Source organism: Halomicrobium sp. HArcel3 (assembly GCF_058933135.1).
In genome coordinates, this window is the sequence record NZ_JBZYDN010000004.1 from 109,907 (window position 1) to 123,857 (window position 13,951).

General features: G+C 67.1%; 18 protein-coding genes. 8 read left to right on the top strand and 10 right to left on the bottom strand.

What is annotated here, in order from left to right; translation table 11 throughout:
• Positions 1–93: 93 nt before the first annotated feature.
• Together AC5FRV_RS12245 and AC5FRV_RS12250 are read left to right on the top strand one after the other, a co-directional pair.
• Positions 94–219 (top strand): hypothetical protein, encoded by a 126-nt coding sequence (locus tag AC5FRV_RS12245; RefSeq protein WP_493561377.1) that lies wholly within the window; start codon positions 94–96, stop codon positions 217–219.
• Between the two features lie 66 nt (positions 220–285).
• Positions 286–681 (top strand): hypothetical protein, encoded by a 396-nt coding sequence (locus AC5FRV_RS12250; RefSeq protein WP_493561378.1) that lies wholly within the window; start codon positions 286–288, stop codon positions 679–681.
• Positions 682–711: 30 nt separating this feature from the next.
• On the opposite strand, the gene AC5FRV_RS12255 is transcribed toward AC5FRV_RS12250, so the two are convergent.
• Positions 712–1,236 carry a DUF5817 domain-containing protein gene (locus AC5FRV_RS12255; RefSeq protein ID WP_493561379.1) on the bottom strand — a complete coding sequence of 175 codons (525 nt, stop codon included), beginning with the start codon at positions 1,234–1,236 and terminating at the stop codon, positions 712–714.
• Between the two features lie 113 nt (positions 1,237–1,349).
• On the opposite strand from AC5FRV_RS12255, the gene AC5FRV_RS12260 reads away from it, so the two are divergent.
• Positions 1,350–1,688, top strand: coding sequence for a cupin domain-containing protein (locus AC5FRV_RS12260; RefSeq protein ID WP_493561380.1), 339 nt, complete (start codon positions 1,350–1,352; stop codon positions 1,686–1,688).
• Positions 1,688–2,515: a hypothetical protein gene (locus AC5FRV_RS12265; RefSeq protein WP_493561381.1), complete on the top strand. Its 828-nt coding sequence runs from the start codon at positions 1,688–1,690 to the stop codon at positions 2,513–2,515. Before AC5FRV_RS12260 ends, AC5FRV_RS12265 begins: the two co-directional genes overlap by 1 nt.
• Positions 2,516–2,655: 140 nt before the next feature.
• Here AC5FRV_RS12265 and icd read toward each other — a convergent pair whose 3' ends face one another.
• A complete protein-coding gene (gene icd / locus AC5FRV_RS12270; protein WP_493561382.1) occupies positions 2,656–3,933 on the bottom strand; it encodes an NADP-dependent isocitrate dehydrogenase in 1,278 nt (425 codons plus the stop codon).
• Between the two features lie 150 nt (positions 3,934–4,083).
• On the opposite strand from icd, the gene AC5FRV_RS12275 reads away from it, so the two are divergent.
• Positions 4,084–4,947 carry an isoaspartyl peptidase/L-asparaginase gene (locus tag AC5FRV_RS12275; protein ID WP_493561383.1) on the top strand — a complete coding sequence of 288 codons (864 nt, stop codon included), beginning with the start codon at positions 4,084–4,086 and terminating at the stop codon, positions 4,945–4,947.
• Here the strand turns inward: AC5FRV_RS12275 and AC5FRV_RS12280 are convergent.
• The 6 genes from AC5FRV_RS12280 to AC5FRV_RS12305 form a co-directional block, all read right to left on the bottom strand.
• Entirely contained in the window at positions 4,944–5,177 is a 234-nt protein-coding gene (locus AC5FRV_RS12280) for a hypothetical protein (protein WP_493561384.1), read from the bottom strand. The genes AC5FRV_RS12275 and AC5FRV_RS12280 overlap by 4 nt on opposite strands.
• Before the next feature lie 209 nt (positions 5,178–5,386).
• Entirely contained in the window at positions 5,387–6,247 is an 861-nt protein-coding gene (locus tag AC5FRV_RS12285; protein ID WP_493561385.1) for a CheF family chemotaxis protein, read from the bottom strand.
• A 132-nt stretch (positions 6,248–6,379) separates the two neighbouring features.
• Positions 6,380–6,781, bottom strand: a complete 402-nt coding sequence (locus tag AC5FRV_RS12290; protein WP_493561386.1) for a HEPN domain-containing protein — start codon at positions 6,779–6,781, stop codon at positions 6,380–6,382.
• Positions 6,774–7,424 carry a nucleotidyltransferase domain-containing protein gene (locus AC5FRV_RS12295; RefSeq protein WP_493561387.1) on the bottom strand — a complete coding sequence of 217 codons (651 nt, stop codon included), beginning with the start codon at positions 7,422–7,424 and terminating at the stop codon, positions 6,774–6,776. Before AC5FRV_RS12295 ends, AC5FRV_RS12290 begins: the two co-directional genes overlap by 8 nt.
• Before the next feature lie 307 nt (positions 7,425–7,731).
• Entirely contained in the window at positions 7,732–8,595 is an 864-nt protein-coding gene (locus AC5FRV_RS12300; RefSeq protein WP_493561388.1) for a CheF family chemotaxis protein, read from the bottom strand.
• Between the two features lie 71 nt (positions 8,596–8,666).
• Positions 8,667–9,482, bottom strand: a complete 816-nt coding sequence (locus AC5FRV_RS12305) for an undecaprenyl-diphosphate phosphatase (protein WP_493561389.1) — start codon at positions 9,480–9,482, stop codon at positions 8,667–8,669.
• A 134-nt stretch (positions 9,483–9,616) separates the two neighbouring features.
• Here AC5FRV_RS12305 and AC5FRV_RS12310 point away from each other — a divergent pair, with 134 nt between their 5' ends.
• Entirely contained in the window at positions 9,617–10,759 is a 1,143-nt protein-coding gene (locus AC5FRV_RS12310; protein ID WP_493561390.1) for a mechanosensitive ion channel family protein, read from the top strand.
• A 40-nt stretch (positions 10,760–10,799) separates the two neighbouring features.
• Here AC5FRV_RS12310 and AC5FRV_RS12315 read toward each other — a convergent pair whose 3' ends face one another.
• Positions 10,800–11,153 carry a nuclear transport factor 2 family protein gene (locus AC5FRV_RS12315; protein ID WP_493561391.1) on the bottom strand — a complete coding sequence of 118 codons (354 nt, stop codon included), beginning with the start codon at positions 11,151–11,153 and terminating at the stop codon, positions 10,800–10,802.
• Positions 11,154–11,491: 338 nt separating this feature from the next.
• Here AC5FRV_RS12315 and AC5FRV_RS12320 point away from each other — a divergent pair, with 338 nt between their 5' ends.
• Together AC5FRV_RS12320 and AC5FRV_RS12325 are read left to right on the top strand one after the other, a co-directional pair.
• Positions 11,492–12,781, top strand: coding sequence for a tRNA pseudouridine(54/55) synthase Pus10 (locus tag AC5FRV_RS12320; RefSeq protein ID WP_493561392.1), 1,290 nt, complete (start codon positions 11,492–11,494; stop codon positions 12,779–12,781).
• Between the two features lie 97 nt (positions 12,782–12,878).
• Positions 12,879–13,337, top strand: coding sequence for a hypothetical protein (locus AC5FRV_RS12325; protein ID WP_493561393.1), 459 nt, complete (start codon positions 12,879–12,881; stop codon positions 13,335–13,337).
• A gap of 82 nt (positions 13,338–13,419) precedes the next feature.
• Here AC5FRV_RS12325 and AC5FRV_RS12330 read toward each other — a convergent pair whose 3' ends face one another.
• Complete coding sequence (locus AC5FRV_RS12330; protein ID WP_493561394.1) at positions 13,420–13,842, bottom strand: type IV pilin; 423 nt, start codon at positions 13,840–13,842, stop codon at positions 13,420–13,422.
• Positions 13,843–13,951: the final 109 nt, after the last annotated feature.

Consider the following 13,951-nt stretch of genomic DNA (forward strand, 5'->3'; position numbering starts at 1 on the left):
CACTCCGGTGCTGGCTGTGGTTTATTCCGATGCCACCGGTAGTTCGTGATGGCGTCCGCCGGTCAGCACCTGCGGACGTCTCCAGGTGATAGCATGCACAGCCACGAAACCGACGACGACGCGGTATCGCTCGCCCACCGCCTGTTGACCCTCGCGAAGCTCGCCGCCACCACGCTCGCCGCGCTGGGCGCCGCAGCGAAGGCGTTCGGCCTGGTCTGACGCGACGACGGCCACCGCGCCGGAGCGCTGCTAACTGTTTTGGGCCCGCGTTGCGAGCGCCCGGGCATGGAACCCCGAGAGTTCGCCTCGCTCGCGGCGGCCGGCACCGTCCTGCCCGTGGCGACCGTCGCCGCCGTGCTCATCGCGACGGTGACGTACGGTCTCCACTGGATCGTGCCGCTCTTTTTGCTGCTGTTCAGCCCCGTCTCGGCCGCCGTCGGGTTCTACTCGTACGGCGTCCGGACCGGGTCGCTGCGCCGTCCCTCCTGGTGGCCCGCGGGTGAGCGACGGCAGTTCGGCGACCAGATCCACGACCGGTACCACGAGGAGTTCACGGCGGAGATGCTCGCACAGCCGACGGTCGACGACGCCGGTCCCTCGGGACGGCTCCTCGCGCTGGCACTGGTCTACCTGGTCTCGACGCCGGTCTACACGCTCCTCTTCTGGGGACTGTTCGGCTGACGGTCCAGCCAGCGCGGCTGTCTCGGCGGCTCAGAGCAAACGGTACGTGCCGCGGTTCTCGGAGACCTCGCCGCGGCGGACGAGTTTCGCCAGCGCGTCGTGAACGTAGTCGGCGGGGACGCCCCGTTCGGTGGCGTAGGCCTCGACGTCCTCGGCGGTCGGTTCCTCGAGCGTCCGCAGCGCCGACAGTACCGTCTCCTTCCGGCTCTGACTCCCGTTCGACCCGCTCTCGACGCGTTCGCCCGCCGCGGCGACTTCGTCTACATCGAGCCCGGACGCAGTCAGGAACTCCTCGTCGCTGACGCCGGCGTCGTCGAGTCGCTTCTCCATCTCGGTGAACGACTCGAGTTCGGCGAACTCCTCGCCGTGGCCCTGGCGGTTCGCCAGCATCGACGCGCGTACTTCGCGGGCGTGGTCCTCGTCGTCCGTCTCGACGAACTTCCGGCGCTTGGCGTGTTGCCGGCTCGCCCCGCACCGCGGACACTGGGTCGTCTCGGGCCGTCCCTCGACGATCCAGAGGGCCTGGCAGTCGCTGCAACCCACGACGGCGTACATGGACTGACCTGGGTCGCGTTCGGATTTCAACGTTCGGACTCGGCCCCAGACGCGGCCAGTCTGTGGGCGGCCCCGGAGTCAGGTCTTAGGTGTCGCGCGTCCAACGAGCGGGTATGGAGGAGGTCCCACACGCGTCGCGGGAGACCGTCGAGGCTGTCGAGGGGGTCCACCTGACCCAGCTCGCCGTCGGCGAGCGGATGAGCGTTCAGCACTTCCACTTCGAGCCTGGCGCCGCCGTGCCCGAACACAGCCACCCCCACGAACAGGTCGGCTTCGTCGCGAGCGGGGCGCTCACGTTCACCGTCGAGGGTGAGTCGTACGTCGTCGGCTCTGGCGACTCCTATACGATCCCGGGCGACGAACCGCACGCGGCGCGCAACGAAGGCGAGGAACCCGCCAGCGGCATCGACGTCTTCAGTCCGCCGCGGGCGAACCCGGACTGGCGGGACTGATGAATCGACCCACGCCGACGATTCTGGTCGCTGGCCTGTGCGTGTTGGCGGGCTGTGGCGGGTTCGGCGGCCAACCCGGCACCGAGGTCCGGGACACCGTCACGCCGGCGCCGGTCCCGACCGTCCCGACCGAATCTCCAGAGAGCGCCTCGGACGGTGTGATCGACGCAGATAGGATCGCCGCCGACCACTGGCGCGCTCTCGACGGCAGGTCGCACACTGCCCGGACCAGCGTTCGATGGCGGTATCGCAACGGCTCAGTGTACGACGACACGACGGTCCACCGGGTCAGACCCGACCGCGAGCGGTTCCACGTCGTCGCCGTCTACGCTCGCCCGCGCGGAGCGATCAACCGGACCGGTCACGAACTGTGGTACGACGGGGAGCGTTCGTTTTACCGCGTGGAATCACAGGACGACGGTCCGGTGTTCCGACAGTTAGAGACCGAGGTCGCCATCCAGTACCCGGGAGCGAGCCTGATAAGGGGCCTCTTCACCCGCCTGCGACCGGTAGACGTCCGACAGACGGCCTTCGGCAGCACCGTCGTCACCGGCCCCGTTTCGGGGGTCTACGGACTCCAGGGTCTCTCGCAGTTCCGTGACGAGCGCAACGTCACGATGGCCGCCCATATCACCCCCGACGGCTACGTGGGTCGCATCGCTATCGGGTTCGACGCGATCGTCCGGGACCGACCCGTCCAGGCCCAGATAACGGTCGCGTTCACCGACGTCGGATCGACGCGCGTCACGGAACCTGCCTGGGTCGAGAACGTCAGCGGCCAGTCGGGAACGTCGACGCCGGTCGTGGGGCAACCGCTCGGCACGTGACGGCGAAGGGGACGAACGAGCGAAAAGTGGCGCGACGGTGCGGTGGGACGGTCCCTGGGGGGCTCCGTTCCCGGCTCGACTCGGTACGCGAGTCGCTCGATGTTCTGGCGGTTACGCCGCCAGAGGACGAGACGCTCTCTTCACGACAGTTTCTCGATGTTGTCGACGATGGTTTCGGCGTACTCGGTCGTCCCGAGCTTCTCGCCGCCCTCGATCTGGCGTTCGAGGTCGTAGGTGACCTTGCCCGAGGAGATGGTCTCCTCGACGGCGTCGCGGACGAGGTCGGCGGTGTCCTTCCAGCCCATGTAGTCGAACATCAGGCGGCCGGAGAGGATGAGCGCGGTCGGGTTGGCCATGTCCTGGCCGGCGCGCTTGGGCGCGCTGCCGTGGACGGGTTCGGCGAGGACGCGGGCGTCACCGAAGTTGGCGCCCGGCGCGATTCCGAGACCGCCGATCTGTGCGCCGGCTGCGTCCGAGAGGTAGTCGCCGTTCAGGTTCGGCATCGCGAGGACGCTGAACTCGTCGGTCCGCAGCTGCATCCACTGGAGCATCGCGTCGGCGAGGCGGGACTCGACCATGACGGCGTCCTCCGGGATGTCGATCTCGTCCTGGGTCTCCCAGAGGGAGTCGGGCGCGGCGAAGACCTCCTCGTCGGGGTACTCCTCCTCGGCGACCTCCATACCCCACTCGGTGAACTGCCCCTCGGTGAACTTCATGATGTTCCCCTTGCCGACCAGTGTGACCTTGTCGCGGTCGTGCTCGACGGCGTAGTCGATGGCCTTCCGGACGAGGCGCTTGGAGCCGAACTCGGTGATCGGCTTGATGCCGATGCCGATGGGGCCGTCGTGCATCACGTCGTCGAAGCCCATCTCGTCCTCGACGAACTCGCGGACCTGCTCCACGTCGTCGGTGCCGGCCTCCCACTCGATGCCGGCGTAGACGTCCTCGGTGTTCTCGCGGAAGGTGACCATGTCCATCTCCTCGGGCGCCTTCATGGGCGAGGGGACGCCGTCGAGGTAGTACGTCGGTCGGACGTTCGAGTAGAAGTCGAGCGTCTGGCGCAACGCGACGTTGAGCGAGCGAAAGCCGGCGCCGACGGGCGTCGTCAGCGGGCCCTTGATGGCGACGCGGTGTTCGTCGATGGCGTTGACGGTGTCGTCGGGGAGGTTCTCGTCGTACTTCTCCCGGCCGGACTCGCCGGCGTAGACGCGCATCCACGCGATGTCGCGACCGGTGGCGTTGGCGGCGGCCTCCAGCACTTTCTGTGCCGCGGGGCCGACGTCCTTGCCGATCCCGTCACCGTGGATGATCGGGATGATCGGGTTCTCGGGAATCTCCAGCTCGTCGTTGTCCTCGTCGATAACCTGAATCGTCTCTCCGTCTTCCGGCACTTCGACCTTGTCGTACTGATATCCCATAACCCATGCTACGGTGAAACGTGCCTAAAGGGCTGCTGTTTCGTTTCCGTCATGGTATTTCATGACATTGTTCACCTGAGAGGCAAGTCCGAAACTCGCGGGAGTCGCCGACAGGCGACGTTTACGGTTGTGGGTTCCGAAATCGGACCCATGCACGTCATCGCCCACGGTGGCGCCGGGAGCGTCCCGGACGAGCCCGCGAAGCGACAGCGAACCCTGGCGACGGCGGTCGAGGAGGCGACCCGGTCCGACGACCCACTCGAAGCGGCCTGTGCAGCGGTCCGGGCGCTGGAGGACGACCAGCGGTTCAACGCCGGGATCGGCAGCGTCGCCCAGAGCGACGGGACGATTCGGACGGACGCCGGGCTGATGGTCGACGACGGGACGACGGGGGACGGGACAGTGGGTGCGGCGTGCGGAATGCCCGGCGTGGCCAACGCAGTGGACGTCGCTCGCGTCGTCGCCACCGAGACTCCCCACGTCATGGTGGCCGGCGAGCCAGCGGTCGATCTGGCGGCAGCGTTCGACGTCGAGACCGACGTGGACCTCTGGACTGACCGCACGCGGGAGCGCTGGGACGCCGCCGACCCGCCCTCGGGAGGCCTGGACGAGACGCTTCCGTGGGTCCGCGAGCAGTTCGGCCGCGGCAGCGACACCGTCGGTGCGGTCGCGACGGACGGCGAGTCACTCGTCGCCGCGACGTCGACCGGTGGCCGGTGGTTCGCCCTCGCCGGCCGCGTCGGCGACGTCCCGCAGGTCGGCGCCGGCTTCTACGCCGACGACCGCGGCGGGGCGAGCGCGACCGGTGCGGGCGAAGCCATCGCGCGGTTCGGCCTCGCTCGCCGCGCCGTCGACGAACTCGAACGCAGGAGTTCTCACCAGGCCGCAGAAGAGGTCATCGAGGCGTTCGCGGACGCGACTGGCGAACGCGCCGGCCTCGTCGTCGTGGACCACGACGGTCACGCGGGGTCGGCCACCAACGCCGCGTCGATGCAGACCGCCGAACGGCCCTAGTCGCTCCAGGGGTCGATCTTGTTGTCGTATCCCGGCTGTCGGATCTCGTCGAGAAAGCGTGCTCCGACCGCCAGGGCGATGATGCCGATGATCCCACCCAGGAAGATTCCGACACCCGAAGTCAGGTCGAGAACGATAACGCCTGCCCCCGTCGACACGAGCACGAGCGCCCACAGATACGGATTCGTCAGAACGGGCTGGGAATGATATTGGCTTGCCACGTCGTTCACTTCGCGTTGTCCCCAGTTTCACCTACAACAGTAAACCGTTTGCCCCCACACTGAAGCCACTCTGGATTACGAATCGACAGATTCGAGTTCGGACATCCGGTGTCCCCCACACGGTTCGGGCCTCCTGTCGGTCGGCGCCGTCCTACTGCTCACGGGTCGCGTTGCTCCCCGCTCGCTTTGTAGATGCTCCTCGCTACGCTCAGACCAGCCTATTGCTCTCCCATCTTCTCTCCAGCCACCCGCCGACCCTTCGTCGTCAACGCGACTTCCGTCCGCTCGCGCCGGAGACTGATCGCCTCCAGTTCGATGAGTCGGTCGAATATCTCCTCAGTCTGGTCGACCGAGATACCGACGAAGCTTGGCACGTCGAATGGAGAGATGCCGGAGTACAGCGCCATGATGACACGCCGCTCCGTGCTCGACAGGTCCAGGTCGGCCCTGTTTCGCTCGGCGCTCTCCTCGAGCATCACCTGCAACACGGTGGCGTGGAAGTCGTCGCCGGCGAGGTGGGTCTCGACGCTGATGTCGTCCTGCGTGTGTTCGACCTCGATGACGGTTCGCTCCTCGCCGGAGACGGTCTTGTCGTCGAAGGACAGGTCCCCGATGTCGGCGCGTTCGATGGGGACCGCCTGGCCGTCGGCGAGCGCCAGTTTCAGCGCCTCGTCGGTCACCTTCATCCGGCCTTTGGTCCAGCCGGCGTTCTGGACGACCCCACCCTCGACGGCGGGGTGCTGGACGAGGATGATCTCGCCGTCGAGCGCCGCCCGGTAGAGGTCTGTCTCGAAGGTCTCGTGCTCCTTCGCGGTGACGAGCAACACGTTGTCGCCGAGGTGGAGCACGACGTAGTTCGACACGCTGGCGCTCTGCTGGTTGACGTCGAACCGGTCGGCGATGCGGTCGATCGCGGACAGGGGGAACTGGCGCTTCTCGTCGGCGATGAGTACCAGGCGCTCCGTGGTCAGGACTATCCGGCAGGTCTGCCAGCTCGCGTCGGTGAGCCGCTGGCCCTTCTGGACCGCCTGCAGGTACTGCCCCTGTGTGTCCGTGATCTTCTTCTCCGTGTCACTCATGATACGGGCGCACTGCGTCTCCCGAAGGTTGCCCAGTCGGGGGAATATAACTTCCGCCCCCATTTTTGTGAGAGAGAATGGGGCGGGTGGCCGTCACGGGGACGCGGTGTCGACGAGGAGGCGCAAGCGGACTCACTCCGGTGTCTCGCTCGCGACGGACCGCATCGCGTCGAGGAACGCGCTCGTCCGCCGGATCAGTTCGTCTGTGTCACGGTCGACAGTACCCGACCCGTAGTCGGCCCGGCGCCGATACGTCTCCACGTCGTTCAGGAACCGTCCGTGTTCGCGTTCGACGACGCCGGGCTCGATCAGCTCTCGACCCAGGAGCGTCTGGACCGCCCCGTGCGACTGTGGATCGAACCCCCTCGCATAGAGCGCGGCCTGTGCCGCGTGGAAACAGCAGTAGTACAGGCGATTTACGACTGTGTTTTTCGAGATACCCACTTCGTGCGCTTTCTCGGCGTCGTCGAGCATCTGGACGGCCTGCTCGAACTCCCCGTCGACGTCCTCCTGCGCTATGTCGTCGTCAGACACGCCGAACGCCCTCTTCGACGACGGTCTGGACGAACGGCTCGCCCCGGTCTCGTCGCTCGTGGAACTCCTCGGCCCGTTGCGTGTGGACTTCCACGACGACGCCGTGTGCCAGCTGGACGTCGTACGCGATGGCCAGCAGTCGGTCGTCGACGGTACCGAAGTCGGCGCCGTCTGCGACGACCGCCAGCACGTCCACGTCGCTCCGCTCGGTTTCGGTTCCCCGGGCCACGGAGCCGAACACGTAGATGGCCTCGATATCCTCACCGAGTCCACTCTCGACCGCCTCGACGAACGCATCGGCCGCGCGACCGTGGGCCCCTTCTCGGCCGTCGGTTCCGGTCGGCGTCGGGACTCTTCCCTCTCGATCTAACTGGTCCGGCGTCGCCTCGGTGTCGGCGCCATCGGCCGATCTGTCCTCCCATGCCAGTGCCCAGTACGGGCTCCGATGCCGGATCTGCCCGCGCTCTTTCAGACGCGTCAGGTTCGTACCAACGGTCTCGGGGTCCGCGTCGATGGCCGCGGCGATCTCCGACCGGGTGTACGCTCGGCCGGGGTTTCGCCGGAGAAACCGGAGGACCCGCTCGCTCGTCGGCGGGTCCGCCAACGATTCCGCCGCCTCGAAGCGGTCGATGTCGATCGGCATGTTGGGGTGTTATTGGTGTTCGGCCGTGATAACTGTTCGTCCGTCCTCGTTGGCCCCTCGCAGAACGCTCGTGAATAGGGCATCGCATCGTAGACGCCCCTCACAGTGGTAGAAGGTCCTACTGCTCGGGGTTCCTTCCGTTACCGCTCGCATTGAAGCTGGTCGCTCACTGCGTTCGCGACCAGCCTATCTCACGGGTCACTTCGTTCCCCGTTCGATTGATAGATGGGCCTCGCTGCTCACGGCTTCGCCGTTCGCGCATTCGGAGGCCCTCACGCGGTTCGGGCCTCCCGTCGCTCGCCCCATCCTAGTTCTCGCTCATCGCCTCACTCGCCATGTTCCGCCCCTGAGCGTTCAACGCGACTTCCGTCCGCGTTCGAACCTCGTCGACGGCGCCGACGTCGAGCAGTTTCTGGTATATCTCCTCGACCTCGTCCACGGGCAGGCCGACGAAGTCGGCCATCTCGAAGGGGGAGACGCCGGAGTACAGTGCCATCAGGACCTGGTTCTCCGTCTCGGAGAGTTCGTAGTCACCCTCGCGGTCCTCGATGACGCGCTCGAACAGCGACTGGAGCGCGGTGGTGTGGTGGTCCATTCCAGAGAAGTGGGTCTCGACGCTCCGGCCCTCCTCGTCGGTGTGCTCGACCTCGAGCACCGTTCGTTCCTGGCCCATCACCTGCCGCGTCGCCGTCTCGATGGTCCCGACGTCGTCGACGGCGAAACTGGTCGACCCGCCGCCGGGGAACCCCAGCGTTATCGTCTCGTCGTCCAGGCGGAAGCGGGTCTTGCGCCACTCACTGTCGTCCTGGACGACGCCGCCGACGACTGCGGGGTGGTTCGCCAGGATGATTTCGCCGTGGAGCGTCGCCCGACAGTACTCGCGTTCGAAGTCCGAGACGCCGGTGGCGTCGAAGAGCACGACGTTGTCGCCGATGCGGAGCGGCGTCGCGCCCGCCGCGTCGATGGTCTCGGGGACGACGTCGTCGTCGACGATTTCGATGTTCGAGTGGGGCAGCGTCTGCTTGCCGCTGTTGTTGGCGAGGACGAGCCGCTTGCTGGTCATGACGAGGCGACAGGAGTTCCACTGCGGGTCGGTGACTGGTTCGCCGTTCTTGACGGCGTAGCAGTAATCCCCCGCCGTGTCGACCAGTTTCTGTTCGTCCTCGCTCATGGCCCGCCGTTCACACTGTGGATTGTCGTTCGGCGCTATATATGTTCGCCACCGCGACGTGCGAGCCCCGCTCAGACGACCAGCAACGCCCCGCCGAGCACGCCGAGCGAACCGAAGCCGACGCAGACCGCCCAGAACGGGACCCGGCGGACGAGCGCGACGAGCGCGCCGACGGTGAGGTAGCCGACGACGGCGCTGACCGCGAGCGCGAGGAGGGCCGCAGTCGGCGAGATGGCCGGCACGCCGTCGTCGACCAGGACGAGGACGTTCGCCGCCAGGGCCGCAGGAATCGACAGCAGGAAGGAGAGCCGCAGCGAGGACTCGCCCTCGTGGCCCCGGAGCAACAGCGCGCTGACGGTGGTTCCCGAGCGCGAGACGCCGGGGAGGATAGCGAGTCCCTGGAGCGCACCGACCAGGACGGCGTCGAGCCAGTCCGGCGTGGCACGCGGGTCCAGCGTGACTGACTCGGCGAAGCGCTGGAGGAGCCCGGTCAACACGAGCAGGCCGCCGACGAGCGCGACGAAGGCGCCGCCGGTGAGGTCGTTCACGAGCGCGTCGAGCAGGACGTACGCCGGCAGGCCGGTCACGCCCGTCGCCAGCGTCGCGAGGACGAGAAAGGACAGGTCGGCGCGATCGCGATCGAACGCGGTCCGCGGGCGCCACTCCGGGACTTCCCGGAGGACTGCTCTCACTTCCTCGCGGTAGTACGCCAGCGCCGAGAGCGCGGTGCCGGCGTGGAGAAAGAGCGCGAATCGAGTCGCGACGACGGGCGACGCGCCGGTGACGCCAGTCACGACGATGGCGACGCCGCCCTCGCTGGAGACCGGGAGCCACTCCAGAACGCCCTGGACGACCCCGAGGAGGACGGCGATCAGCGTCTCGTTCATGGACAGAGGCGTGGTGTGGCCGGGTAAAGGTCATTCGGTCCGGGACCCGTCGTGTGATAACGCCGATGGCGGTGCAGCGGCCGGACACATCTGACGGCGTAGCTATATACTCTTGGGGCCTTCGTGAGAGCAAGATGCAATGGAACGGGACGCTTGGGACGGTCAGGGAGGGGATAGAGGCGTTGCCTGACTGGCAGGGGTTTCTCGTGGTCGCCGGCGGAGCGGTCCTGACCGCCGCGTTGCTGCAAGTCGCGGGCGACCGGTACCTCAAGCGGGTCACGGCACGCATCCCGGGCGAAGTCGACGACGTGGTGCTCAGGGGTGTCCACCCCGCGCTCTACCTGACGGTCGCCATCGGGGGCGTGTTCGTCGGCGTCGACCTGTTCGACCTGGCCGAGACCGACGCCGCGACGCTCGAGGCCGCGGTCCTCTCCCTCGTCACGGTCATCTGGCTGGTGACGCTGGTCCGCGTCGGCCGGAATGTGTCGAACGCCGTCACCGACAACCGCTACATCGACCGGCAGGTGGTCCCCATCTTCCAGAACGTCTGGAGCGCCGTCGTCGTCGGCGTCGCGGGGTTCCTCCTGCTCACCTACTGGGGTATCAACGTCACGCCGCTACTGGCCTCGGCCGGCGTGGCCGGTATCGTCGTCGGTCTGGCCGCCCGAGACACCATCGCGAACTTCTTCGGGTCGCTGGCGCTGTACGTCGACGGCACGTACAAGGTGGGCGACTACGTCGTGCTCGACTCCGGCGAACGCGGCCGCGTCGAGGACATCTCCGTGCGCTCGACGGTGATCCGGACCCGTGACGACATCCTCATCACCGTCCCCAACGCCACGCTGAACAACGCGGCCATCGTCAACGAGTCGACGCCACGCCGGAAGCGCCGCATCCGCGTCCCCGTCGGCGTCGCCTACGGAAGCGACCTCGACGAGGTCGAAGAGATCTTGCTCGACGTCGCAGCCTCGACGGAGAGCGTCCTCGACCGCCCCGGCCCGCGGGTCCGCTTCCGGGAGTTCGGCGACTCCGCGCTGGAACACGAACTGCTGTGCTGGGTCCCGAACCCGGCGCTACGGGCGCGCGTCACGCACCACCTCAACAGGGGGATCTACCAGCGATTCCAGGAAGCGAACGTCGAGATTCCGTTCCCGCAACGTGAGGTCCGGATGTCGTCGACCGTCGTCAGTGGCGAGAACGGGGCGGCGTCGCCCGCCTCGACGAACGGAATCCAGGCCGATACCGAAGTCCCGGAGGATCCACGGGTCGACGACTGAGCGGTCGGAGTAGCGGGACCGAGATGGAAGCGCGGAACCGTCAGGAGTCGTTGAGATAGACGGCGATTCTCGTGATCTCTTCGTCGTCGGCGTCGAAGTCGAACACGTCGCAGAAGTCGGCCTCGACCGGGCCGTCGTCGCTCTCGCCGGTGACGGTGCCCTCGACGGCCGTGGCGTCATCGCCGTGGACCCGGTTCGTTAGCTCGTGTTCGGTGTTCGCGAGCCCGCGGAGTTCGTTCATGTACGTCTCGAAGCCGGAGAACCCCTCCAGTGGGCCCGAGAGCGACTCGAACACGACGTCGTCGGCGAGGGCCGGTCGGACGAGTTCAAGGTCCTCGGCGTCCATCGCGTCGAAGTACGCGTCGATCAGTTCGTTTCGGTCTGCGTCTGACATGCTCGAACCGTCGTTTCGTGGTCCAATAAGCCCTTGCGTCTCGACGGAGGACGCTCAATGTTTGCGAAACATAGAGCGAAAAATATGACACCAACAGTCCACCAGATACAGCAATTGGCCAAGTCAAACCCTGGTGGACTGAAAGGGCGAGCGGCTCTCGAACCCTCCCGGGCGAAGCAAGCACGCGAACGGAGTGAGCGCGCACAGCGAGCCCCGGAGCGGTCGAGAGCCGCGAGGGCTTTCGGTGTCTTTGCAGTCTCGGTTGTCGCTTGTCAGGCCAATACCATCACAGCTAGCCTTCGAAACTGAATTACCGGCCGCGCCCGTTTCGTTGTCCAATGACGATACTCGAGGACGCGCGCGCGGCGCTCGACACCGGCCCCCTCTGCGATCCCTGTCTGGGCCGGCCGTTCGCCGACCGCAGTTTCGGCCTCACGAACGCCGAGCGCGGGCGTGCGCTCCGGACGACGCTGGCGCTCGACGACGACGAGCCGTACGAGGGGAGCGAGGACTGCTGGGTCTGCGAGATGGAGACCGCCGAGTACGACCGGCTGGCCGAGCGCGCCGCCGCGGCCATTCAGGGCTACGAGTTCGAGACCTACCAGCTCGGGACGCGCGTCCCGCCGCTGCTGGAGGAGAACGACCACCTGCTCTGGGAGGAAATCGGGCTGGAGGACGACGAGGGCGAGGCGCTGAAGACGGAGTTCAACCGCGAGGTGGGCAAGCGCGTCGGCGAGTTGACCGGGGCCGAGGTGGACTTCGAGCGCCCGGACATCCAGCTCCTGCTCGACCTGGCAACCGACGAGATAGAGGTGAACGTCAACTCGGCGTTCGTCTACGGCCGCTACCGCAAGCTGGTGCGCGACATCCCCCAGACGGAGTGGCCCTGTAACGAGTGTCACGAGACGGGGATCAAGCGCGGCGAGGAGTGTCCGGGCTGTGACGGCACGGGGTATCGCTACGACGAGAGCGTCGAGGAGCTGACCGCGCCAGTCGTGCTGGAGGCGATGGACGGCGAGGAGGCGGTGTTCCACGGCGCCGGCCGCGAGGACGTGGACGCGCTGATGCTCGGCGGCGGCCGCCCGTTCGTCGTCGAGGTCAAACAGCCCCGCAAGCGCGACGTCGACGTCGAACAGCTGGAGGCAGACGTCAACGAGTTCGCCGACGGCAAGGCCGAGGTCGAGGGCCTCCGCCGGGCGACCTACGACATGGTCGAGCGCGTCAAGGGGCACGAGGCCTCCAAGACATACCGGATGGACGTGGAGTTCGACGAGCCCGTCGACGAGGACCAGCTACAGGCTGCCCTGGACGCGCTCGAAGGTGCGACCATCGAACAGGAGACGCCCCAGCGGGTCGACCACCGCCGCGCGTCGCTCGTGCGGACGCGGGAGGTGTACGCGACGGACGGCGAACTGGTCGACGAGCGACACGCGGACCTGGAGATACACGGCGCTGGCGGCCTCTACGTCAAGGAACTCGTCTCCAGCGACGAGGGCCGGACCGAACCGAGCCTCTCCGGCGAACTCGGCGTCGACGCCGTCGTGACAGCGCTGGACGTCCTCGACGTCGAGGGTGAGGCGGAGTCGTTCGAACAGCCCGAGTTCTTCCGCGACGGCGACGCCGAGTGACGTCGCGAATCTGTCCGGTGGCTCTCCGCCGACAATCGTCAGACGCACGTACGACGTCGGTGCAAGAGGTTTAACCCGGGGGGTTCATGGCGGGGACATGAGCGTGGATTCACCGTCGAGCGGGGGCGACCACCCGTCGGGGGGCGTCGCCTGTTCGCTGTGCGGACATCGACTCGGTGCGGACGGACGCTTCGTCGGTTTCTATCCGGCGAGCGACCGCCCCGCTCCGTCACCGGCGGCCGACGACGGGTTACTCGCCGTCTGTGGGGACTGCGCCGTCGAGGTGGACGAACTCGTCGACGCCTGGGCCGGCCACGACGCCCCGCCGGTCGCCGACGAGTGGTCCATCGGCGCCGGCTACCGCCGCGTCGCCGAGGACTGTAGCTTCTGTGACCGGGCACTCGACGGGGACGACGTGCTTGGCGTCGAGTACTTCGACCGCGAGGCGGCCTACGGCACCGGCGACGGTCCCCGCGAAAACTTCTCGCTCTGTGACGGCTGCGCGACGGTCTTCGAGGAGTTCCTCGACAACGTCGGTGGCGACGGCGACGTCTGAGGTGATCTACGGAACTGCGCGTCGGTTACGCACCGACTGCAGCGGGTAATCTGCAAAATCAGATGTGAGGGAGTGCGAAGAGTTACTCGACGGTGGCCCGCATCAGGACCGCCGACTCGCCGTGAGCGCTCCAGACGACGCTAACGGTCGTCCCCGGTGCCGCGTCTACCGCCGTCGAATCGCCCGCCGTCACCTCGCCGTCTCCGTCGTCCCACGCAACTGTTCGGTCACCGGTGTCGACGCTGAGTTCGTCGGCCGGGATGGCGTCACCGCCGTCGTGAGTTATCTCCACCGTCTCGCCCGCTGCGTCGTAGTCGACGGTGAACGAGGCCTGGGGCGTCGCCGCCGCGGACGACTCCCCCATCCCGAGGACGAACGACCCGAGAACCGCGGCGAGGATGATGAGCAGGATCAGCCCCACCACGACGACCACCCCACCGACGACCAGCCCGACCAGTATCTTTCCACCCGTTCCGAGTTCGTTCCAGCTGTCACGAACACCCATGGCCCGAGTGTCTCGTGCTGATACATAGACTGAACGTTCCGCAGTCACCTCTAGGCGGTGCGGTCGGTGCGCTCACCCACAGGGTCTCACGAACGCATTTGAGTGACGC

Coding starts and splice junctions, on each gene's coding strand:
- AC5FRV_RS12310 (WP_493561390.1), top strand. CDS start 9,617: ATGCAATGGAACGGGACGCTTGGGACGGTCAGGGAGGGGATAGAGGCG.
- AC5FRV_RS12315 (WP_493561391.1), bottom strand. CDS start 11,153: ATGTCAGACGCAGACCGAAACGAACTGATCGACGCGTACTTCGACGCG.
- AC5FRV_RS12265 (WP_493561381.1), top strand. CDS start 1,688: ATGAATCGACCCACGCCGACGATTCTGGTCGCTGGCCTGTGCGTGTTG.
- AC5FRV_RS12255 (WP_493561379.1), bottom strand. CDS start 1,236: ATGTACGCCGTCGTGGGTTGCAGCGACTGCCAGGCCCTCTGGATCGTC.
- AC5FRV_RS12305 (WP_493561389.1), bottom strand. CDS start 9,482: ATGAACGAGACGCTGATCGCCGTCCTCCTCGGGGTCGTCCAGGGCGTT.
- AC5FRV_RS12325 (WP_493561393.1), top strand. CDS start 12,879: ATGAGCGTGGATTCACCGTCGAGCGGGGGCGACCACCCGTCGGGGGGC.
- AC5FRV_RS12300 (WP_493561388.1), bottom strand. CDS start 8,595: ATGAGCGAGGACGAACAGAAACTGGTCGACACGGCGGGGGATTACTGC.
- AC5FRV_RS12275 (WP_493561383.1), top strand. CDS start 4,084: ATGCACGTCATCGCCCACGGTGGCGCCGGGAGCGTCCCGGACGAGCCC.
- AC5FRV_RS12295 (WP_493561387.1), bottom strand. CDS start 7,424: ATGCCGATCGACATCGACCGCTTCGAGGCGGCGGAATCGTTGGCGGAC.
- AC5FRV_RS12320 (WP_493561392.1), top strand. CDS start 11,492: ATGACGATACTCGAGGACGCGCGCGCGGCGCTCGACACCGGCCCCCTC.
- AC5FRV_RS12285 (WP_493561385.1), bottom strand. CDS start 6,247: ATGAGTGACACGGAGAAGAAGATCACGGACACACAGGGGCAGTACCTG.
- AC5FRV_RS12245 (WP_493561377.1), top strand. CDS start 94: ATGCACAGCCACGAAACCGACGACGACGCGGTATCGCTCGCCCACCGC.
- AC5FRV_RS12260 (WP_493561380.1), top strand. CDS start 1,350: ATGGAGGAGGTCCCACACGCGTCGCGGGAGACCGTCGAGGCTGTCGAG.
- icd (WP_493561382.1), bottom strand. CDS start 3,933: ATGGGATATCAGTACGACAAGGTCGAAGTGCCGGAAGACGGAGAGACG.
- AC5FRV_RS12250 (WP_493561378.1), top strand. CDS start 286: ATGGAACCCCGAGAGTTCGCCTCGCTCGCGGCGGCCGGCACCGTCCTG.
- AC5FRV_RS12330 (WP_493561394.1), bottom strand. CDS start 13,842: ATGGGTGTTCGTGACAGCTGGAACGAACTCGGAACGGGTGGAAAGATA.